The organism is Desnuesiella massiliensis (assembly GCF_001403615.1).
Classification (GTDB): Bacteria; Bacillota; Clostridia; order Clostridiales; family Clostridiaceae; genus Desnuesiella; species Desnuesiella massiliensis.
In genome coordinates, this window is record NZ_LN879455.1 from 655045 (window position 1) to 677603 (window position 22559).

Below are 22559 nucleotides of genomic sequence, written 5' to 3' on the forward strand. Positions count from 1 at the left end.
CGAGAAAATGAGATATAACGAGTTTAGTGTGTCTATTTTATTGGGGAAAGGGCAAACAGATAAAAAATCAGCTTATCCATGTTAATAGATATTTTCAGGAAATAGATGTTATAAGACTTCAGAAATCACATTTTTCACGTATCGCCTATCATAGGAATAATCGTTTTTATAAGTTGATTGTAGATATTTGTGAGCTTATTTTTGATGAAGTAATTGTTACGTCCCAAAAGGGAGAAACGATATTTAAAGATTTTATTAGAGATAATAGGATGGCTGCTCTATATGAGAAGTTTATACTTAATTTTTATAAAAAGGAACTATCATCAATATTAGTCTATTCTCCGATCTTTCAATGGCAAAAGGATGAGGACTTTGAGCATGTTGGTGAAGGTTTTCTGCCTATAATGAGAACTGATATTGTACTACAAAATAAAGAAAGACAATTGATTATTGATGCAAAGTATTATATCAATGCACTACAAATCAGCAATGTAGGGGATACGAAAAAGCTCATATCAGGAAATCTATATCAAATTTATACCTATATTAATAACAGTACTTTTACCGGAGAAAAAGCTGGAATGCTTATTTATCCGGTTGTAGACACTGAACTTGACTTTGTTTATAGTATTCAGGGACAAAAAATATACGTGAAGACATTGAATCTTAACACAAAATGGGAAGATATTTATAGACGATTGAAAGAAATAGCAGAAGTAATATAAAGTTTTATTCAGGATATTTTTAATAATATTGTTGAGAGGATGGTATAGCAAAAGAATGGAATGTGGAATGATTTCGACAAAACCTAATGGATACAAATTACCAGGTAATTTAAGAGGTAGGAGTATTCATGCAAAGGTAATACCAACAGTATGTAATTTAGAGAATATGCTTCAAAAGCTTTTACAAATCAGTGGGGATTTTGCTCAGCTCAAACAGTGGGAGAAAAGAAGTTATAAAGCATACCGGATTGAAGAGATAAAAAATAGGATAATGACTTCTCCGCATTATGCATGGAAGGGTATTATAAGAGAGCATATTTTGTCAAGAAGACCGTCTGATTTTGGTGCAAGTGTGATTGATATATATTTAGTTGCATATGTAGCAGAAACTTTCGGAGCTGGTAAGGAAGAATTTTTTAAATACGTTAAAAATGCGGGTATTTCTGAAAATGGTAATTCTGCACAAGCTATATGGCAAGTAGGAAAAGGCGATGGAGTATATCTTGAAATCCTTAATGATAACGGACAGGTAAGTGATTGGAGTTTTATGATTAAGTGGGTTGAAGGAAAATAAGAGTTGATGTTGGCGCTGAAGAATAATAGTTATAGTTGAGTTATTATATGTATTTTATAATATTTTATAATAATTTATAGTAATTTATAATATTTTATTGTAAAAAAACGCGTTAAGGTGTATATTATATATAAGAAGAGGTAATAATTCATGTTAGAACAATTAGCTGAAAAGATGATCCGCAAAAGAGTCAGTGAGGGAGATTTTGATGTTACTGATCATGCTTTTGAAAGAATGTCAGAACGTGAAATCGATATTGACAAAGTGTTGGAATGCATTATAAAAGGAAAGACTATAGAGTTTCAAACTGATAAGAGAACAAATGATATTAAAGTTTTATTTCAGGAGGCAACGGATAAAAGTCCAGAAGTATATACTGTTGTTGCAGCCTTAGAGACTCCTTTAATTATTACTGTATGCAGGACAAAAGATGAGGCTTGGGAGTGTATTGATAATGTCCTGAAGAGAAGGGGGAAATATTAATTATGAGTAAGAAATGTTATATCTGTAACAGTGACATGGAGAAAAAGACCACATCGATAAATACTGGATGGGGATCTTATAAGTTAACTGTAGATGGTGTTAACGCATATGTATGTCCACAATGTGGTGAGGTTACAATCGAAGGTAAAGATGCTATTATGCTGCAAAAGTTAAGTAAAAGCTTAGTTGATGTGGATGAAGAGCAAAAACCTGATATCTTAAATTTAACTGAAGTAGCAGACTTACTAAGAGTTAGCAACCAAACAATATACAATATGATAAGAGATGGCAGACTAAAAGCCCATAAATTCGGAAGAGAATGGAGATTTCTGAGAAAAGATATAGAATCATTTATGGGTGGAGAAGAAGCATACGGCATTGCAGCAAGAGGTAAAACAGGGGAGTTAAATGAAAAAGATGCTGAGATAATATCTAAATATCTATAGCTTAAGAATGTATTTATATGAAAATAGTCCTGAGCTTTATGCTCAGGATATTCTTTCATCATTAAATTTAACTCCTCCTGTAGATATTTTTAAAGTATGTGAAGCCTATGATTTAAAGGTCAATTATGAAAATATAAGTTCTGCCGAAGCTCTTTTGATTGTATCTCAAGGAAAAAAGAACATAATAATAAATGATAGAAAGATTTTATATATACCAAGACAGAGATTTTCTATAGCTCATGAAGTAGGTCATTTTTTTATTCCTTGGCATAGTAGGAATATGTGTACTTGCACTAATATTGGAGATTTTAGTTCTGATAACTTAGAAGAAAATCAAGCAGATGTTTTTGCATCAGAACTATTGATACCAACAGATAAATTACTATCTAGAATTTCTGGAAAAGCAATTTCAATGGAATTAATAAAGGAGTTAGCTCAGGAATTTAATGTGTCATTAGGAGCTATGACAAGAAAGGTAATATCAAATAGCGATGACAAGATTATAGCTTTGATATATTACAGTAATGGAAGAAAGATAGTTCAAGCAAAGTCATCAAGTTTTGATTTGAATTTAAAGCCAGGTATTATAAGAGGTTCAGCAGCAAAAGAACTTCTTCATAACAGATATAGTAATGAAACAGTAAAAAGAATTTTAAGTTGTGATGTATGGCTACAGGAGAATAGCCATGATTTTGAAATAGTAGAGGAATCATTATATCAACCTAATTTTAGTAGGGTATTTACACTGCTAAGAGTTGCTAATCATGCTGATTATATGGATGCATTTTTTGATATGTGATTACTTTCAAATAAACTTAATAATAGTTATTCAATTATATAATTTGACCACGTTAGAAAATAATCAATGACGTGGTTTTTATATATAAATTTTCTATACATATTATGGGTAAAGTGGGAGGAAATAATGGGTAAACAATTAAATAGACTAGGATTTAAAGTAACTAGTCAATTTTTAGAAAAGAATAGTTTTAAAAAATTTATATGCAATGAAGAATTAGTTCCATTAATAAGCTTAATTAAATCGTTCTCTAAGGAAGTATTGAAAGAAGAATGGCGTGCAAATAATGTACTAAAATTACCATATATTTTAAATGCTATTAATCCAGCATATATGGCTTTAAAGGAAACTGATTATGATAAAGATGTTATCGAATTCTATTGCCATGAATCACTAGAGGAAGAAAATGTAAATAAAACGATATATTTATTGGCTAACAATATTGAAGAGTTTTTAGAAAAGTATAAAGCAGATCTTTTAAATTATAATAGTGAAATTAACATCAAGGATATAAGAGTTGAACCAAAGTATGCAGGTACTGTTGATTATGAATTTCTATTAGAAAATTTGTCTTTGGTAAAGATGCTGTTTATAAAAGCTTTAGATAGAAAGTCTATTTATATAGGTACAAGTGAAGATGAAAAATATTTAAAAGATGGCAGTAAGATACAGTTATTTCCATCCTATAGTAGACAAATTGGACATTTGCTTATATCCGAAATTATAGACATTGATTTGAATGGTAAAAATGAGAAAATGACTTTTTACATTATTCCTAATATAGAAATTGAAGATGGTGATATATACATATATCCTATGATAGGTGTAAAAAGAGTAGTAACTTATAATAAAGTTAATGCACTAAAGGATGGGACAGCTAAATCCTATTCTACACTGATTTTTGATGGAAGTATATATTATTCTCCTAGAGTAAAGTACGGTGAAAAGAAAGGCACATCAAACAAAGAAGTACAACTAATATCAGAGGATTGGAAGCTATATGAGTATATTAAAAAATATAAGGGTATTTCATTTGATGATGTAAAAACACATATAGAGTCTGAGGATAAAGAAGACATATATTTAATTTACAGTACTAAAATGGGAGGAAAAAGTAAATTAAATCCTGGGGTACCTGGATCAGATAAATTGGATATTTACAACTATATACTTGAAAATATTGAAGGATTAGAACCGCTTCCAGTAGTTGATGAACTAAAAGTAGGGAGACAAGGAGCTGGAGCATTAAATAATAGTGATAAAATTATACTTTCAAATACAATTTATAGAAGCCCAAAGACGGATATAGACTTATTGATAATACAACCTTCTGAATCAATGTTATATGAATATACTAAGGATGTTGTAGAGAGTGGAAAGTTAATACAGGATAATGCTGGAATGACTATTAATGCAAATGGATCATATTCTCTAGAGTTGTCAGATGGTAAAATTGTTAACCTACAAATAAGAAAAGTGGTATCAACAAAGGGAATTGAAATAAAAAGTGATAATGAAACTGCAGATATAAGGTCAGAAAAGCTATTAGAGGATATAGGTGACCTTGATGAAACAAAACTTACGTTAGCATTTATTGATTTAGAAAATATGGGTAAAGTAGATGCTAAAAAAATTATAAGAAATGCACTAGACAGTAGAGGAATCATAAATCAATTTATTAATGGAAATGAAGGAATCAATGATAATAAGATATGCAGTTCTTTAAGAGACTTGTTTAATGATATTGGATTTGGAAATGCTAATCAAACTATATTGGAAAATGAAGTAATATATACACTTCACAAAGCTGATAAAATAAATTTTATTTGTAGATTAGACAACAATAACATAGAAGTGAAAATACCAGCAATAACTAATGAATATATGCATATTACTGATATTTATAAATATCTACCCAATTTAAATTCTAGATTACAAGAAGTGGGACAAGTTGATGATATTGCAGTTAATTGCTTACTTAAAGATATAAAAGATGAATCACGAGAAGTTTTAGTAATATTAGAGGGTGGAGAAACACAATATAACTCTGTATTACATTATTTGAATCAAAATATAATTGAAGAAATAAAGCAGAATTGTAGGGATCTAATAACAACAGATTTATTAGGACATCAAGAAATAGTGCAAACTAATGAAGGAAAAATTACTTTAGGGACAGGCGTTTATAAAGTAAAGGAAGGAACTTATATTTCTATTGGAGATAAAGGGCAATGCCAGGTTACAGTAGAGGCATCAAAAATAAGAAGATGGACCAACTCCCATAATAAGGTTTCTATTGGAGCAAAAATTCAATATCAAGATAGAATTGCTTACAAGATAATAACGCATAATGACAAGGAAAATCAGAATTTGTGCAACTTAGTACACAAGTTAAGACTATCATTAACAAGACACTCCCATCTAAATAGATGTATTACAACAGATTATATATTAGGATTAGAGAAAAATATTAAAGATAATCCGTATACTAATCCAGAAGATACTATTGTATAGGTGGTGAATTAAGTGGATTTAAAAAAGATTAGGCATGAAGATCTTTTAAAAATAATAAACCATATTAAAAACGATAAAACAGGAATTGATGAGTACAAGGATTTAAATTATTACTATAAATTAATGTACAAATATTTGCCGAGTAAAAATATAGTTGATTTTATAAACAATCTAATAAACATTCCCGTTTGTGAATATGTTGATAAGATTGATAAAGATATTTCATTACTAGATTCAGATGGAACTTTAAATTCCTATTGGGATGAATGGCACATAAGACTTACAAGCCAAGGACGTCAGGATGATATAAGGTTTGAAAAATTTAGGCAGAAGTGTTTTGAGTTGTGGAATATAGACAAGCAGGCGGCTGAAGAACTTTACAGGATAACGCGTACGTATATTATTGAAAATCCAATTATTGAAAGCGCCGATGAAATAAAATATATTTTTATTAATTCAAAGAAATCAATACCGGTTTTATATAGAAACCTTGCCATCGAATATGTAAGAGATTGTTACGATATATTAAAGATTAAGAAAGAGTTTAAAGTGTGCAGCTGTTGTGGTTATGTAAAGAATATAGATTCTGATATGGTAATACATAGACTGTGCAATCCTAAATACGAAGATAACATATTTAATAGAGGTACTTTAATAGTAAAGCCTGAGATTTTCTACTCAATAATCAATCCAGGAAGATTTGAATACGAGGTTTTCAATGCTCTTTTGAAATCAGGATTTGACGCTACTATATTTCCCGAAATAGAAAAAGATGGAGATATATTAGTTAATATATATGTCAAACAAATATATTTAGATATGAAAGCCTATAATTATGCTGAAAATTTATATAGTGAATTGACTAATAATAAGACTTTAAAAGATAAATATCGTAATAGATGGATTGTAGTTCCTGATTTGTATTATAAGGAACAGATGGAGTTCATAGGGCATTTGTTAAGAGCTGGTGGTAGTAGATTATATAATATTAAAGATTTATTAAATAAATTAAAAAGAGTTGCAGGGGAAGGTAAGAATTTATGTTAAGAATGAACTTTACTCGACTATGTAGTAAAAAGTATGAAGATGAGTATGAAAATGCATTTGGAGATATAGTAAAACATCCTATGAAGCTAAGTGGAAAAAACAGGCAACAAGATACTAAGATAAAGCTGTTTTTATATTCTGAATTATTAATGTTTACAGCATACAAGGTATACGAAAGGCATTTTACTATAGATGAGATGTTAGTATTATTTTCAGGAGTTCATTGCAATTTTATAGATATAGATATTAAAAAAGATAGATTTATAATACAAGCACATACTTTTTTAGCTAGCCATGAAGATGAATGGAATAAGCGAGCACTGCTAACACATTTCTATTTTATTCAGAAGAATCATAATACAAAGATAATACAAATGTTTAAAGCAGATCAAGATTTATTAAAGAACAAGGAAGCTAAAATTTATTTTAATGATAGTTTTTCTGGTTTTAAAGATAGATTAGAAAAATATAATGCTGTTCTTACTGATCCACAATATATAAGACTTATCCCTATGGAAGGAGATAATGAGGAGCATATTTTAACAGAGTACTTAGAATGCAGAATAAAAGAAAAGAAATCTTATGATGTTTATGAGAAAGTTAAAGAAAGCTTGAAATCAATAAACAATGACTTTGTTAATTCTATGGGTAAGCACTACCCCGATAATTACAAATTAATAGGGTTAAAAGAAGTGAATAAGCCATTACCACATTTATTGCATATAGCAGGCAAAACAGGTGATGGTAAATCTGTTCTATTTGATATTTATATTAAGAAATTGGTTTCACAAGGATTGAAGATTCTATATGTAACAGACACGCATGCTCCCAATAGTATAAATACTAAACTAAAGTTGGATGATTTGGGGCTAGATACTACAATTATAATGGGAAAAGAAAGAAGCAAGCACATTAATAAATTCATTAGTACACAGGAAGGAAAGTCTATACCTGAACTGATAATGAAATATCCAGACTTATTTTCAAATATAGATTACACCTGTTATAACATTGAATATTTGGAATGTAAGAATTGTGATAAGAAAGAACAATGTGGCTTTTATAATATGTACAAGAGATTGCCAAAGACACAAGTAGTTATAACCACTCCATTTAATCTGATTGATTCAATAGCGGCTGCAAAAGTAGATAAATATCGAAGAAGCATGTATGAAATTTTAAGTATTTGGGCTGATGTAATATTATTTGATGAAGCTGATAAGCTACAGACAATAGGTGATGACAGATTGATTTCTTCAACAGAAGTATATTCATTAGATACTATAGAAAGAAGCAATAAGCAACACTTAGAAGGATTTTTAAAAATTCTTTATAATGCAATAACTAGAAAGAATATTGTAACTGATGATTATGTAAGAAGATTTAAGACTATTGTAAATAACTATGATAGAGAGATAGATTTATTACATATGTTATTTTTGGCTGATGAGGGAAGCGGATTAGTACGAAAAGAATATGGAGGTAAAAATTTCACTATTAGACAGTTAATTGACGATTGGAGTGAAGAATATATTTCCTCTATTGTAGCTGATAATGGTAGCAAAGAATTAGATATAGCGCAGTATAATAATAGATTTTATGCTTTGCTTACTTATAGAATCGAGAGTATACGTTCAAAATATATAAATTATTTATTAACCATATATGAAGATAGTGATATTGAAATAGATAGTACTTTTAATGAGATTTTTGATAGGTATAGAAAAGAAGTAAGTAATTTGGAGCTATCAGAAGAAGAATTAAACAATTTAATTGATGGTAATGATATAGATACCGGTAAAATAAAGGTTAATTTTAAGAAAAAGAGAAAAGTAGGAACGGCCAAAAGAAATGAAATGCTTACATTTATATTATTATTAAGCTCGATAGACAACTACCTAAATAGGATATATGATCTAATAAAACCAGTTTTAGATAGTTTGGCAAACGATCATAATTATATAAGTATTTCAACAAATGCACAGAACCATCTGTTGGCGCCTAAAGCTTTAATAAGAGATGCTGATGGTTTTAGAATAAATATTGATAAAAATGGTACTAAGTTAATTAAAAATAGTTATAGCGGGATAGGCAGGGAGATTTTATTTGAGAATCCTAGGGCGGTAGCTAGAATATATAATTTTCAACAACCATTTACAATATTAACATCAGCTACTTCAGCTGGAACAGAATCATCTAAGTATAACTTAAAATATCCAGTAACTCATCTCTTAAAAAGAGAGGGAAGTGATTATAGAAAAGTAAATGTCAAGTGTCATATATTTTATAAAGGTGATACACCAATCTCTGTATCAGGAGTTGAAATAGATAATCAGATCAATGCTTTGAAAAATCTAACTCAAGAGATTAATAAAAACTTAATTGCAAAAAGATCTAAAGATATAAATACTGGTATACTGATATCCACTTCTTCCTACGCTAATGCAAAAGCTATTGGAGAAGAGTTGATAAAAGTAGGACATAATGCAAAGATACTTTATCATGAGCTCATGGGTGACTACGATCCTAATATTCATATAACAAAGTTGGATATAGAAAAGAGGGCCTGTGAAGCTGACATATTTATTGCAGTAAATATAATAATAGAGCGTGGATTTAATGTAGTAAATGACAAAGGCGAATCATATTTCAGAGACATTATAATTATGAACAGGGCCTTGCCTTCACCAAATGATATTTTAGAATCAACAAGTTATTTTCATAAGGAGTTAAATAAATCATCCATTGGATCATCATATAGAGAGATTAAAAGAAACATGTATAAGCTGCACAAGGAGTTAAGACATTTTAAGGGTTTTAGAAGAGCTCCTCAATATATAAAAGACTCTATAGCGGGAAATACATTAGTTCAGCTGAAGCAATTATCAGGAAGAGGCCAAAGAGGCGGGACTAACGTTACTGTTCACATTGTAGATGCTTCATTTTATCCATTGACAGCAGAACAAAGTATTAAAGAAGATATAACAAAAATAATAGATGATAAAAATACTTCCCTATTCATAGCATGGCAAGAAATGCTTAATAGAGGTGATGAATTAGCAAATCATTTGTATAATGATTTGAAGGATGGTTTAATAACTACGAGTTAATATTGCATAGATAGAAATGAGAAATTGAAATAAGGTGAATATATAATAAGATTATTATGTTATACTCTTATGTATAAGCGCCTGTAATACTTAAATGAAAACCCAAGCTTTGAGATAAATTAAGCTCTATAACCTTTTAAATTTATAAAAGAAGCTGGGCGTTTTATTATGATAATGAACATGTTATTCTTGATCAAACCATAAAATCCTTACGTTATTGAGATAGCGCTTTAACTAATATATGAGAATAGTAATAGGTAAGGGGTGTGTCAAATTTGACACAGGGTATAGCACTATGTTGAAAATAGCTATGAGGCTATAATTTTCAAAAGGATCTTGCAGGTTAAGGAAGAACTAAACATAAGAAATACAGCTCATAATAGAAGGAAAAAAGAAACTTTAGATGTAGAAATCCATTCTCACTGATTGATTTTTTGATGGGAGTGTGGAGATATATATTGTAGAGTTCATTGGAACAACCGCGGTAAGAAATCTATTATTTTGTGATGTGTTATCAAAAGGGTAGAGACTTAGGTGTAGCTGCAAAGAATAAAGAATTATTATAAGTACCAACTTTGGAGAAAATATTCTCTGGTTGGTGCTTTTTTTATATTTTAAGTCATTATTTTCAACATTTTGTCTGTAGTAATAGTAAAATGTAAAATTTTGTGATACATTTATATGGTAGAGTTTCCATAAAAGAGGTGACGTTATTTTGGAAAACAATAATGCAGAGTTAGTGAGAGAAAAAGTTATAGCAAATATGGCAGATAATTTAGCAATGCTTCGAACAAAGTTAGGCTTAACACAAGTACAATTAGCTAATTTAATTGGTGTTTCAAGACACACTATTATGCAGGTAGAAAACAAGAAAACTAAGTTATCTTGGAATACTTTTTTAAGCTTGCTATTGATCTTTATTAAAAATCCTGAAACGGACAAACTTCTTAATATATTAGAGATATATACAGATGAATTAAATTGTGAATTGAAATTAAAATAAGAATTTTTTAAAACCCCATTATGTGTCCATCTTCATATATATAATGATATTAAGATGCCTAGGAGGTGACAGATTGAATTTAGGTATAGATTATAATGGAAATAAGGGTTTTAGATTGCTGAGTATATATGAACGTCTTAACAAAGGGGAAATTATAGAAAAGGCACAACTGGCTGAATATTTTGGAGTTACTCCAAAAACTATTCAAAGAGATATTGACGATCTTCGTGCATATATTGCTGAAGTTCACTTTGCAGAGAGTGAGGTTGCAATAAAATATGATAAAGTAAAAAAGGGCTACTATCTTGTTCGTTTTGAACGGGAGTGGTTGACTAATGAAGAAGTAATAGCTTTATGTAAGATTCTTTTGGAGAGTCGAGCTTTCTGTAAAGAAGAATTAAATAGTCTTATCAGTAAGTTATTAACTCAAGTAGTACCTAATGACCGTAAAAAAATTGAAGATATGATAAGAAATGAGCAACATCATTATGTGCCGTTACAACATGGGAAGCATTTGTTTTCTATACTATGGGAACTGTCACAGCTTATAACAAATAGTGAGTTAACAAGGTTTACATATACAAGACAAGATGGTGGTGTGAATGAGCGTTTAGTTAAACCGGTAGCAATAATGTTTTCTGAATATTATTTTTATCTTATAGCTTACATGGCAGATGGAAGTAAGGACTTTCCTACAGTATTCCGAATTGATAGAATAACAGATTTAAATGGTACAAAGCAGTATTTTAATATTCCATATAAAGATAAGTTTAATGATGGTGAATTTAGGAAAAGGGTTCAATTTATGTATTCGGGTGAACTACGGAGAGTGACCTTTGAGTACAGAGGTCTATCTGTTGAATCCGTGTTAGACAAGCTTCCTACAGCAGAGGTTTTATCTGAGAGGCATGGGAAATACACTATAAAGGTTGAGGTATACGGCGATGGCATCGATATGTGGCTCAGAAGCCAAGGTGACAAAGTAGAAATATTAACTAATGATTTTGAAGCAAAGGAGTGTTAAAATGAATAACTGTTACTTTCTTGCTACTGGTTCGGATTTTTCTCCGGAACCAGATGATAATATTATGACTAGTATTTTTAAGCAGTATGAAAGCGTTATTATTGAAAGTATAATAACTTCTTTCGGACTAGATTTTCTTGTGAAAGATCGCCATGGTGGAGATGTGGACACTATACACAATGTCCGTCAAATTGGCAAAGACGAGCAAATGACTTACAAGAATCAAGTGAATCAAAAAGCTTATGACAACAGGGGGGAGTATAATAGCGCTGACTATCATAAAGGCACTAATTATCAAACAATAAAAAAAGAAGCGAGGGATAACTACCACCAATTTAATAAGCGTGTTGAGGATGCTTATACTGGTGAAGACTTGCATTTTTTAGGGAAAAGTAAAGGCGCTAATCCAAAGATAAATGCAGAATTAGATCATGTCATATCTGCAAAGAGTGTTCATGAAGATAGAGGACGTGTACTTTCAGGACTTGATGGTAAGGATTTAGCTAACTCACGTGAAAATTTACAATTTACAAATAAAAGTTTAAACGCTTCAATGCAAGATATGGAAATTCCGGATTACATTGAAAAGCATCCAGAACTTTCCCCAGAAGTTAAAGCAAAGATGATGAAACATTATAATAAATCAAAGTCGATGTATGAAGCTAAATTGGCAAAAGCATATTACACAAGTCCAAAGTTTGCCAAAGATGTAGCATTTGCAGCGGGTAATGTAAGTGTAAAGATGGGTCTTCGGCAGGCACTTGGCTTTGTATTCATGGAAGTGTGGTTTGCTGTTAAAGATGAGTTTATGAATGTAAAAGACCAATTTGATTTTGGAGAGTTGCTTTCTGCAATCGGCAATGGCATTAAACGAGGTTTTGCAAACGCTAAAGAAAAATATAAAGAAGTGCTCGCTAAGTTTCAAGAAGGTGCAGTTGCAGGAGCACTTTCAAGTCTTACAACAACGCTTTGTAATATTTTTTTCACAACATCAAAAAATGCTATAAAGATAATACGACAAACTTATGCTTCTATTGTTCAGGCAGCAAAGATACTGTTTATTAACCCAGATAATCTACCTTTTGGTGAAAGAATGCGTGCTGTAGTAAAAATTCTTGCTACAGGTGCAAGTGTTGTTGTTGGTAGTATTGTCAGTGAAGCTGTTGGAAAGACTGCTATCGGAGTAATTCCTGTTATAGGAGATATAGTTCAGACATTTTGTGGAACTCTTGTCACTGGTATTATGAGTTGCACAATGCTTTACTTCTTTGATAGGAGTGAGGTTATGAATAAATTAGTTCATGTACTCAATAATCTACACACTGTAAGTACAGAAGTGAATTATTTTTATCAGCAAGCTGCCTATTTTGAAAAATATGCAGCAGAGCTTATGAAAATTGATATTAAAAAATTTAGTGAAGAAACAGCAATGTACTACTCTCTTGCTCTCAAAATTGAAAATGCGAAAAGTGAAAAAGAACTTAATATAATGCTTAAAAGTGCACTAGATGCAATTGGTGTTAAAATTCCGTGGGAAGGTGATTTTGACAGCTTTATGAGCAACAAAAATGCTGTATTGGTATTTGAATAATGTTTATGTGTGATAAATGTGGAGAATGTTGCAGAAATTTGGATAAGTCACCCATTTATGCAGAACTTCACAGTGGAAACGGTGTTTGTAAGCATTTAGATGGGAATCTGTGTAGCATTTATGAAAATCGGCCACTTTTGTGTCGGGTAGATGAGAGTTACGATGCTTTTTTTAAAAATACTATGACTCTTGAAGGGTACTATAAACTTAATTATGAATTTTGTATCAAATTAAAAAATCAACTATAGGGAGATGATATTATGCCATTACCATTAATTTTGGGAATATGTGCTGCAATTGCAGGTGTTGCAGGTGTTGCAAGCGGTGTCCAAGGTGCTGCAAAGATGAAAGAAGCAAATGATACCATGAAGTCTGCAGATTCTCGACACAAAAAAAACATAGCTCATTTTGAACAACAAAGTAAAATCACAAGTACTGATATGGATAATTTAGGTAAGAAGGAACTTGAGATACTTAATAGTTTTGAAAAATTTGCTAAGGTTTTTGAGAAAATTCAAGGTAAACCACAGTTTAAAACATACAATAAAGACGGGGTGAATATTCCTGAATACAATGCAGAAGAACTTAAAAAAGTTTCGGTTGGTGCAGGGATACTGCTCGGAGGTATTGGAGGAGCAGCAGTTGGTACAGCGGGAGGTTTTGCAGCAGCAGGAGCAACAACAGCTGCAGTTATGGCTCTTGGTACAGCTTCAACAAGTACAGCAATTGCATCTCTAAGTGGTGCAGCAGCAACGAATGCAGCTCTAGCAGCAATAGGTGGAGGCGCAATTGCTGCAGGCGGTGGAGGAATAGCACTTGGAACAACAATACTTGGTGCCGCTACATTAGGAGTTGGTCTTCTGGTTGGAGGAGTTATTTTTAACATAACCGGATCTTCACTTTCTGATAAAGCAGATGAAGCATGGTCACAAATGAAAAAAGCAGAAAGAGAAATAGATAAAATATGCTCATACATGAAAGAGTTGAGCAGTACAGCAATAAAATTCGACAAGGCAATTTCAACAGTTAACAGAGTTTATATAAGTCATCTGAATAAACTTACCGATATTGTTGAGGTAAAGAGAAAAACAGATTGGAATACTTTCTCAGATGAAGAAAGGCTTATTACGGAAAACACTGCTTTGCTTGTAAATTTGCTTTTCAATATGGGTAAAGTTCAGCTTGTTTTAGTATCTGGAAATGAAATTGAGCCAAATAGAGTAAATACTGAGGTAGTTAATAAATCAATATCAGATTCAGAAATATTTCTTAGCAAAAGAGGGTTGGCAGGAGAGTTCTAAAAACTTTCTTAAAACTAATATTATATAACTCGTAACTAACGATAACTTGGTTAGCAAGCTCTTATTTTATCAAACGGTGTTCAGATAAAAATAAGCAATATAACATAGATATAATAAATTACTTTTACGAGGGGGATTGTGTATGGCAATTGTAACTAAAACAATCGGGGAGCTTAAAGATCATCGTTTTTTCGTCCCATCATATCAGCGTGGATACCGCTGGACAGAACATGAGGTAACTGCACTGCTTGATGACATCAATGAATTTTCTACTGAAGGAGGAAAATGTTACTGTATTCAGCCACTGATTGTTAAGCGTCGTGATGATGGTTCATTTGAAGTAGTTGATGGGCAACAACGCCTTACGACTATGTATATATTTATGAAAATTGCTTCTCAGGAAATTCGTTCAGCAGTTCCGCCGTTTGAGTTGGAATACGCTACAAGGAGCGATAGTGCAAATTTCTTAAAATCTTTATCTGATGATAGTCATTTGGACAAAGATGGAAATATTGATTTTTATCATATAGCATCTGCTTATGAAAAAATAGATAATTGGTTTGATAATCAGCCAGACAAGTCTGTTGCTATTCAAGAGTTAAATACAAAAATAAGAAAGAATGTATTTTTTATTTGGTATGAGATACCTTCTGAAAGCGATCCGATAACTTTGTTTACAAAGGTAAACTTAGGGAAAATACCGCTTACGAATGCGGAACTAATAAAAGCTTTGTTACTGAATAAGGACAACTTTAGCATGGATATAAACAAGAGACAAACCGAAATTTCAGTTGCATGGGATAGAATAGAGCAGGGATTGCGAGACGATTCGTTCTGGTATTTCCTTAATGAAAAAGAACAAAGTGGTACAAGAATTGATATGTTATTTGAGTTATTGGCAAAGGAAAAAAATGCAAAGTTATCTAAACCTATATCTACTGATCAAAATTACTTTTCTTTTTTAGTTTTTTTGGAAATGTTAAATTCTGATTCTAACAAAGAGGAATTTGTGAAGGTGTTATGGGGAGAAGTAGAAAAGTTGTACTCTGAATTTCGTGATTTGTATTCTGATTTGAATAAGTACCATATAATAGGCTACCTTATATCATCAGGTGTAAAGATTTCTGAGATATTTGAACTTACACGGGGGAAGCGCAAAAGTGCTGTTATGAAAGGTCTTCTTGAAAAGACGAAAGAGGTAACGGGCAAGTATAATCTGACTGATATTTCTTATGATAACTCAAATGACCGTCGGAAAATTCGCAAGCTACTTCTTCTATTCAACATTGCAACATTGGTTTGTAAAAGCGAAAAGCAGTACCGCTTTCCTTTTGACATATATAAAGGAGAAACAGCTGACAAAATAAAGTGGGACATTGAGCATATTCATGCTACAGCAGATGAAACAGCTGAAGCAGATGACAATATAGGAAACTTAACGTTACTTGATGCACAAACAAATCGTAGTTATCAAAATGCACCTTTCATAGAAAAACGAAAAGTTATAATCGAGCGTGAGTCAAAAGGACTTTTTGTGCCTTTATGTACAAAAAACATTTTTCTAAAGGTGTATTCAAAAAATCTAAGTAATATGGATATTTGGGAGACTGAAGACAAGAAGGACTATATTGATGCAATGAATGATACACTTGAATCCTTTTTTAAGGGGAGGTTTTGAAAATGAGTAAAAAAACTATTGACACATTGTTCGAATTACTTGAAGAATATAAAGTGGAAGTACCAGTTGTACAACGTGATTATGCACAAGGAAGAACAGATGACCATGCCAATTTGGTTCGCTTTAATCTTTTAAAAGATATGAAATCAGCAATTATGGGCGAAACACCACCTCTTGATCTGAATTTTGTATATGGCAAGGCAGAAGATGATAAATTTATACCTTTAGATGGATAGCAGCGATTGACAACACTTTTTCTTTTGCATCTTTATGCTTTTTGCAAAGATGAAAATAAAACAAAACTTCTGCACAAGTTAACTTATGAAACTCGCAAGAGTTCACGAGATTTTTTAGAAAAACTGACCGAAAACCGCTTAGTTGTTTTTACGTCTGATCTACCGCCTTCCAAAGAAATCGAAGAATCAGAGTGGTTTGTTTCAGTATGGAAGTATGATCCAACAATACAATCTATACTTATAATGCTTGATGACATAAAGAATGTTTTTTGTGATGTAGAAAACCTTGATCAAAGGCTCACTAATTATGAATATAAACCAGTTGTTTTTAATTTTTTAGAAATGAAAGATTTAGGCATGGAGGATAGTTTATACATTAAACTCAATGCACGAGGAAAGCCTCTTACATCGTTTGAAAACTTCAAAGCACGATTAATTGGCAGACTTCAGAAGCTTCAACTTAATTTTACTGATAAATTTGAGCAATCTTTTGATAGTAAATGGACTGATTTATTTTGGTCAAATTGCAAAGAAAACTTTGACCAGACTTTCTTGATGTTTTTTGGAGTACTTCTTATGAATAAGGAAATTTGCTCAACTGACACCAACTGGTCTAACACGCTTGATTATGAAAAGATTGATGAGGAAATATATAAAACTGCGTTTTATACGCTTAATTTCCTTAGTAATAATCATGAGTGTAAATCAATGCAACGCCTTGTTTTCAATGCTTTGGCAGAAAAACGTACTTATCAAGACAGGGTTCTGTTCCATGCTGTGACTACATATTTGTATATGGCAAAAGGTATTGATAACGGTTCATTAGCACAATGGGTGAGAATTATCAAAAATTTAACCCTGAATTCCACGATTGATAGCTCAATTCTATACAGAAATGCTATTAATGGGGTAAATAAACTTGCAGAGAAATGGGATGATTTACTAAGTTATTTTTCAAAAGATGGGGCAATTACAGGTTTCTCGCAAGATCAAATAACAGAAGAACAACTTAAGGCACGTATAATTAATGATAGCAATGAATTTGCGGAGGAGATTTATAAAGCAGAACAACATCCATATTTTAGTGGACAAATACGCTCTGCGTTGTATTATGCGAAGAATAGCCAAGGGAAATATGATATGAAAACTTTTGTCCAATACTGGGATAAGATATCTGCATTATTTGATGAAGCAAAACCTAAACACGGGCATTTGCTACGACAAGCATTGCTTACGTATGGGGACTATACTCTACCAGTAGGAGCATACAAAACATTGTGCGTTGATGATCCCAATGAAGGTGCTAGCACACCAAGTTTGAAAAAGTTATTTTCTAACCATGGTGAAATTGTTAAGAAACTACTTGATTCAATAAATCTAACTGATGATATCAGATCACAATTGAAAAATATTGTTAAGAATGCAAATGTCTTCGAAAATGACTGGAGATATTGTTTTATCAAATTTTATAATTCATTCAAGAGGATGAGCACTTCTCATTTACGATTGCGTGAAGTTGATGGTGATTTGATTATGATACCTAATAAATCTTCAAATGGTTATAATTATGATGTGTTTTTGGATGCATTGCATCAGTTGTTAAAGCATAAAGGATTAGAATCAACATTTGAGGGTTATTTAGGTACTTGGGAAGATCGTTACTTATGTGCCAAGGGATCTTATATACGTTTCAAAAATAAGAAGTTTATTATTAAAGATGAAAAGGGCACTATTATGTTTGAAACAAAAACGGATTATCCAATTGGTGAGGTAGTAAAATATATAGAAGGCATATCTGCTACTAATTAATTGTTTGATTGTAAAAATACTTAACTATTTGGATATATTTCCGAGAAACAAAAAACTAAAAAAGCTTTATAGAGCTATCCCAAGAACTGAGCAATGTAGAATATGTATAAAATACATTACTCATCCACTCAAAATAGGTTGTGACATCTATCTAAGCCATATTAGCATATGGAAAGGAAAATATTCAAAGTAGAGTGGGAGCAATTAAACTCCCACAAAGTTAATTATGTCTGTAATCCTCAATAGATTTTGTACATTTCATACGATACGGTTCGCCTCCACCATACATATCCACAACCGCCTGTAGGTGACTTAAATAGTCACTTACAGGCGGTTGTGTTTTTTGAAAAGTGAGGGTAGCTCCACCAATTATATAGCAAGTTTATGTCACTTACATCATGTTGTTAAAGTTTCTGTGTTTTTAATATTATATGCAAGCATATTAGCAGCTAATTTTCCACTAAAAAGTGCTCCTTGCATCCAACCATGAGTAACTGAAGCATGCTCACCCGCAAAGAATATTTTATTATTGTATTCTGGTTTTAAAATATTGTACAAAAAAATATTTTTCTGCTCAGGTAAAGTCATTGCAATAGCTCCTCTAGCCCATTCTTGTGAATTCCAATGAACAGTTTTATATTCTGAAACTACTGATTTCAAATATCCTTTTGGAAGTCCATGTACATCTTCAACATTCTGTTTAATTATTTCTATACGTCTCTTGTCATTTATAGCTCCAAGCCTTGTAGAATCAAGACCGAAATTGTATGACGCCACGAGCACACCAGGTTTATTTGCAGGGCCTTTGTATAAAGCATGATCAGAAGGATAAATAGTAGATTGAATTGGCAAATCAGTATAGGAAATTCCACCAATTATTCCTCCATATTCAGTATCTTCTTCCCAGAAGCGTTTATTACATAACAGAAGGGTTCTCTGTGCATCAATATAATTTAGCTCTCTTATTGCTTGCATTTTTCTATTACTAAAAAAAGGCTTAATATCTACCTCTCTTAAAGTGGAGAATGGGATAGTACAGACTACATAATCAAAGGCTTCAGTTAAATTTTGAGAAGTCTGATTGTTTATATATCTCAATATCACTTCATTACTATTATGAGATTGATAAATACCATTTATGAAATGCCCTGATTTAAATATTATTTCTCCAAGTAAGGAATCCGGTATATTATTGTATTCTGCAGGGTGTTTTGATACCAATGATTTATAAAATGAGAGTGGTAGGTTAGACATTCCACCATCAATCTGATATAAAGCAGAAAAATCAAGCGGGTACGTGTCCTGTAATAGTTCTGCATAGCCCATATATAGCATTGATCCAGTTAGAGGATCAATACTTGAAATTAAGTTTATTGCATCTTGGCTTAAACCTAAGATTTCAAAAACTTGACGAAAGTTCATGTTAATCAGTTGGGCATATCCAGGTGAATATGCGGGAAGTATTCTTAAAATCTCAGTTCTTATATGAGGTGGTAGCCTTTTTAAAGGATAATTAATAGCATAGTCATACAATTTTGGCCAGAGTGTATTTCTCTCTTGTGGGGTTAAATTGTATTTTGGATAAATCTTTTCTTTAATATTCCTACCTTCCAGGTCGTTTCTTACTCTTGTATCATGAACATAAACAAAGGCATTGGGATTTACTTGCACGAAAGGATTAGTGTTAAGTTTAAATTTATTAATATAAAACCATGTTGTTTCATGGGATATGGGGATTCTTAAAGGTCCCATTTCGCCATAGAATTTTCGTTCCTTATCAAAATAATAGGTATACACTCTTCCTCCAATTCTATCTTCTGAAGCTTCAAAAATAGTTATATTGGCTCCAAGCTTTCTAAGCTCAAATGCAGCTGAAAGCCCAGCAAGACCGCCACCAATTATACCTATCTTTACACCTTTAAATTCCCCAGGCGATGAGTAATGTATAATGTCCGGTGGAGGGCTTAACAGTTTAATTATGTTTTCATAGTCCTCTATTCTTTCAGCTTCAATTAAAGCATTTTTAAGCATTTCATGTCTTTGTGAATCAGTAGGATTAGATGGGTTAACGGGAAATTCATGCATTGTCATAAAAAAACATACTCCTCATTAAGTAGTTCTATAATAATTATAATTGCTAAACCATCATAATATTACACTTTAGGTAACTACTTTAATTAAAAAATTAAATTATTCTAATGATGGAGAATTTGAATTAGTATTTCAAAGAAGAGATTGAAATATTTGGTGCAAGATTTAAATTTTATAGTATATTTCCATGGCTTGATTTTAAAATTTGCGAAGTTATTATAATGGATGAAAATCCATTTGTTTGTAGGTTTACTATACAACCAATAATAGTAGAACAGAAGTCGCACGGACATAAGTAGAAATGCTGCTCAAAGTATACCAAAAATAAAAACATTTGGTGACCTTAGTGATCATAATAGAAGATTTCTCGCTAAGAAAAGTGATATTGATAGAATTAAAACTAAATTGCGTTAAATGCTCCAACTGCTAGTTAATAAAATTATTATCGCTATCGGTTTCTGGAGCTAAAACAATTGACTTTACTTGACCTTCATTTGAATTAAAATTAATAACCATATAGTTCCTTCTAAATTCAACCGTCTTGGTAGCTGGGCGAAGTGCATCGAGAATTGCCAGAAGTAATTGTTGCTTCGATGAGAACAGTAATTCCAGATTATAATTCTTTATTTGATATTGTACCACCTATGGGAAGAGAGATGGAAAGGCTGGGATGTGTTTGTGATATTCCAGAATATTGCTTTAACATTGAGTAAGCTTATAAAGCCTATGCAGTTATTGCATGGATTTTTCTCAGTATTATAAAGTTTTTTACAATGTAGACGATAAATAATCAAGATTGAAAATATAGTTATTGAAGTGAATTTTATGAAAAGTGTTTTAAGTGAATTAGATAAAATAAAAGTTTTAAATAAAAGTGACATTGCAAACATTAAGAATTATATTCATAAAAAATATCCTGAAAATCATGAAGCAGAAAATGAAATAATACTTTTAGATGCTATTGATAAAATTATCTATAACAAATTGGAAGGATTACCGGAAGATTTGAAGGGATCTGTAAAAGATAATGTAATAAAAAATACCTTTGATAAGGATAAAATTTCAATTACCCTTTGCGATATTTATGAAGCTTGCATAGTAGAGGAAAAGATAATTAAGGACTTTATAAATGAGCTAACAGACTTAATATATTTAAATGCAAAGCTCCAAATCACAAGTGAAGATATCAGCATGCATTTGGAAACCTTAGGATTTAAAGAAATAGATTCAAATGTTATTGTAGAAGAAGAGTTGAATTTTGAAAATGAAGTCAGCATAAAAGCCCCTTTATCTTATAGGAAAAACTTTAAAAAAGCTTTATGCATAACCCTTATGGCTATTTTTATTATACCTTTATATTATGTAGGCAGAGGGGGATATTTTAAATGGCAGAAGCAAAGTAAAGTAGAGAATTATGTTATTGAGTCAGATAAAAAAGAAAACACTTCAATTAAACATCCCAATTTACACCTTCCAGAATATATGAGATATAAAGAAATAAATAAAGAAAAGCTAAAAGAATTTTTAAATAAGCGAGAATCTCTTTTAGCTGAAGAACCATATTTCTCTACTATAGTTTCTGTATCAGAAGAGTTCAATTTAAATCCTATTGTACTTTTTTCTATAACTGGCCAGGAGCAAAGTTTTGTGCCTAAAAGTCATAAGAATGCTAATAAAATAGCCAATAATCCCTTTAATGTATTTCATAGCTGGATGGAGTATAACACGGATATAAATGATGCCGCTAGGATAGCCTCTAGAACTGTAATTAATTTATCTCAAAATAGGCCAAAAGATGAAGATCCTTTTTTGTGGGTAGGAAGAAAATATGCTGAGGATAAAAACTGGGGTAAGGGTACAAGGGCAGTCTTTGAAGAGCTAATAGAATATATAGAGTAGACTATTAATATCTACTAATATATTTGAAGTAGCTTTAGAATTTGGATTTTACTTTACTAATAATTAAATTGTGTCATGAAACATATGCTATTATATAATGAAGAATACGTAAAAGAAGTATATAGATAGAGCTTGTAAAGTGATATATGAAGTCTAAGGTTTAAATGAACTTTAGACTTTAATAATTTCGTGATAAGAATAATCATTTTGCAAAGAGAGAAATATAATA

The 22559-nt window shown here is 31.4% G+C and carries 19 protein-coding genes; 18 read left to right on the top strand and 1 reads right to left on the bottom strand.

The window, feature by feature from the left end; all coding sequences use genetic code 11:
- The first annotated feature begins 26 nt into the window (after positions 1-26).
- The 16 genes from BN2665_RS09715 to BN2665_RS09790 all read left to right on the top strand — a co-directional run bounded on the left by BN2665_RS09715 (position 27) and on the right by BN2665_RS09790 (position 18340).
- Entirely contained in the window at positions 27-725 is a 699-nt protein-coding gene (locus BN2665_RS09715) for a 5-methylcytosine restriction system specificity protein McrC (RefSeq protein WP_055666907.1), read from the top strand.
- A 55-nt stretch (positions 726-780) separates the two neighbouring features.
- A complete protein-coding gene (locus BN2665_RS09720) occupies positions 781-1299 on the top strand; it encodes a hypothetical protein (protein WP_055666908.1) in 519 nt (172 codons plus the stop codon).
- A 150-nt stretch (positions 1300-1449) separates the two neighbouring features.
- Complete coding sequence (locus tag BN2665_RS09725) at positions 1450-1782, top strand: DUF4258 domain-containing protein (protein ID WP_055666909.1); 333 nt, start codon at positions 1450-1452, stop codon at positions 1780-1782.
- A gap of 2 nt (positions 1783-1784) precedes the next feature.
- Positions 1785-2228, top strand: coding sequence for a helix-turn-helix domain-containing protein (locus BN2665_RS09730; protein ID WP_055666910.1), 444 nt, complete (start codon positions 1785-1787; stop codon positions 2226-2228).
- A 7-nt stretch (positions 2229-2235) separates the two neighbouring features.
- Positions 2236-3027 carry an ImmA/IrrE family metallo-endopeptidase gene (locus BN2665_RS09735; protein ID WP_055666911.1) on the top strand — a complete coding sequence of 264 codons (792 nt, stop codon included), beginning with the start codon at positions 2236-2238 and terminating at the stop codon, positions 3025-3027.
- A 126-nt stretch (positions 3028-3153) separates the two neighbouring features.
- Positions 3154-5541, top strand: coding sequence for a hypothetical protein (locus BN2665_RS09740; protein WP_055666912.1), 2388 nt, complete (start codon positions 3154-3156; stop codon positions 5539-5541).
- Positions 5542-5553: 12 nt separating this feature from the next.
- On the top strand, positions 5554-6588 hold the full coding sequence (locus tag BN2665_RS09745) for a restriction endonuclease-related protein (RefSeq protein ID WP_055666913.1): 1035 nt from the start codon (positions 5554-5556) through the stop codon (positions 6586-6588).
- Entirely contained in the window at positions 6582-9698 is a 3117-nt protein-coding gene (locus tag BN2665_RS09750; RefSeq protein WP_055666914.1) for a hypothetical protein, read from the top strand. Before BN2665_RS09745 ends, BN2665_RS09750 begins: the two co-directional genes overlap by 7 nt.
- A gap of 715 nt (positions 9699-10413) precedes the next feature.
- The gene (locus tag BN2665_RS09755; RefSeq protein ID WP_055666915.1) at positions 10414-10701 is read left to right on the top strand and encodes a helix-turn-helix transcriptional regulator; all 288 of its coding nucleotides are present in this window, start codon (positions 10414-10416) and stop codon (positions 10699-10701) included.
- Between the two features lie 73 nt (positions 10702-10774).
- The gene (locus BN2665_RS09760) at positions 10775-11725 is read left to right on the top strand and encodes a helix-turn-helix transcriptional regulator (protein WP_082435866.1); all 951 of its coding nucleotides are present in this window, start codon (positions 10775-10777) and stop codon (positions 11723-11725) included.
- Between the two features lies 1 nt (position 11726).
- Positions 11727-13316, top strand: a complete 1590-nt coding sequence (locus tag BN2665_RS09765) for a hypothetical protein (protein WP_055666917.1) — start codon at positions 11727-11729, stop codon at positions 13314-13316.
- Between the two features lie 5 nt (positions 13317-13321).
- Entirely contained in the window at positions 13322-13564 is a 243-nt protein-coding gene (locus tag BN2665_RS09770) for a YkgJ family cysteine cluster protein (protein ID WP_242865927.1), read from the top strand.
- A 12-nt stretch (positions 13565-13576) separates the two neighbouring features.
- On the top strand, positions 13577-14617 hold the full coding sequence (locus BN2665_RS09775) for a hypothetical protein (protein ID WP_055666919.1): 1041 nt from the start codon (positions 13577-13579) through the stop codon (positions 14615-14617).
- A gap of 142 nt (positions 14618-14759) precedes the next feature.
- Complete coding sequence (locus BN2665_RS09780) at positions 14760-16295, top strand: DUF262 domain-containing protein (RefSeq protein ID WP_055666920.1); 1536 nt, start codon at positions 14760-14762, stop codon at positions 16293-16295.
- A 2-nt stretch (positions 16296-16297) separates the two neighbouring features.
- Positions 16298-16531, top strand: a complete 234-nt coding sequence (locus BN2665_RS09785) for a hypothetical protein (RefSeq protein ID WP_055666921.1) — start codon at positions 16298-16300, stop codon at positions 16529-16531.
- A gap of 6 nt (positions 16532-16537) precedes the next feature.
- Positions 16538-18340, top strand: a complete 1803-nt coding sequence (locus BN2665_RS09790; RefSeq protein ID WP_055666922.1) for a GmrSD restriction endonuclease domain-containing protein — start codon at positions 16538-16540, stop codon at positions 18338-18340.
- 396 nt (positions 18341-18736) lie between these two features.
- Here the strand turns inward: BN2665_RS09790 and BN2665_RS09795 are convergent, their stop codons facing one another.
- On the bottom strand, positions 18737-20431 hold the full coding sequence (locus tag BN2665_RS09795; protein ID WP_055666923.1) for a flavin monoamine oxidase family protein: 1695 nt from the start codon (positions 20429-20431) through the stop codon (positions 18737-18739).
- 557 nt (positions 20432-20988) lie between these two features.
- Here BN2665_RS09795 and BN2665_RS26235 point away from each other — a divergent pair.
- Positions 20989-21144: a hypothetical protein gene (locus BN2665_RS26235; protein WP_242865928.1), complete on the top strand. Its 156-nt coding sequence runs from the start codon at positions 20989-20991 to the stop codon at positions 21142-21144.
- 112 nt (positions 21145-21256) lie between these two features.
- Positions 21257-22330 (top strand): hypothetical protein, encoded by a 1074-nt coding sequence (locus tag BN2665_RS09800; RefSeq protein ID WP_055666924.1) that lies wholly within the window; start codon positions 21257-21259, stop codon positions 22328-22330.
- The last annotated feature ends 229 nt before the right edge of the window (positions 22331-22559 follow it).

Bases quoted from the DNA above. Each gene is read 5' to 3' on its own strand.
- BN2665_RS09800 (WP_055666924.1), top strand. From the start codon at position 21,257: ATGAAAAGTGTTTTAAGTGAATTAGATAAAATAAAAGTTTTAAATAAA.
- BN2665_RS09740 (WP_055666912.1), top strand. From the start codon at position 3,154: ATGGGTAAACAATTAAATAGACTAGGATTTAAAGTAACTAGTCAATTT.
- BN2665_RS09775 (WP_055666919.1), top strand. From the start codon at position 13,577: ATGCCATTACCATTAATTTTGGGAATATGTGCTGCAATTGCAGGTGTT.
- BN2665_RS09765 (WP_055666917.1), top strand. From the start codon at position 11,727: ATGAATAACTGTTACTTTCTTGCTACTGGTTCGGATTTTTCTCCGGAA.
- BN2665_RS09795 (WP_055666923.1), bottom strand. From the start codon at position 20,431: ATGACAATGCATGAATTTCCCGTTAACCCATCTAATCCTACTGATTCA.
- BN2665_RS09750 (WP_055666914.1), top strand. From the start codon at position 6,582: ATGTTAAGAATGAACTTTACTCGACTATGTAGTAAAAAGTATGAAGAT.
- BN2665_RS09720 (WP_055666908.1), top strand. From the start codon at position 781: ATGGAATGTGGAATGATTTCGACAAAACCTAATGGATACAAATTACCA.
- BN2665_RS09770 (WP_242865927.1), top strand. From the start codon at position 13,322: ATGTGTGATAAATGTGGAGAATGTTGCAGAAATTTGGATAAGTCACCC.
- BN2665_RS09735 (WP_055666911.1), top strand. From the start codon at position 2,236: ATGTATTTATATGAAAATAGTCCTGAGCTTTATGCTCAGGATATTCTT.
- BN2665_RS09785 (WP_055666921.1), top strand. From the start codon at position 16,298: ATGAGTAAAAAAACTATTGACACATTGTTCGAATTACTTGAAGAATAT.
- BN2665_RS09780 (WP_055666920.1), top strand. From the start codon at position 14,760: ATGGCAATTGTAACTAAAACAATCGGGGAGCTTAAAGATCATCGTTTT.
- BN2665_RS09725 (WP_055666909.1), top strand. From the start codon at position 1,450: ATGTTAGAACAATTAGCTGAAAAGATGATCCGCAAAAGAGTCAGTGAG.
- BN2665_RS09730 (WP_055666910.1), top strand. From the start codon at position 1,785: ATGAGTAAGAAATGTTATATCTGTAACAGTGACATGGAGAAAAAGACC.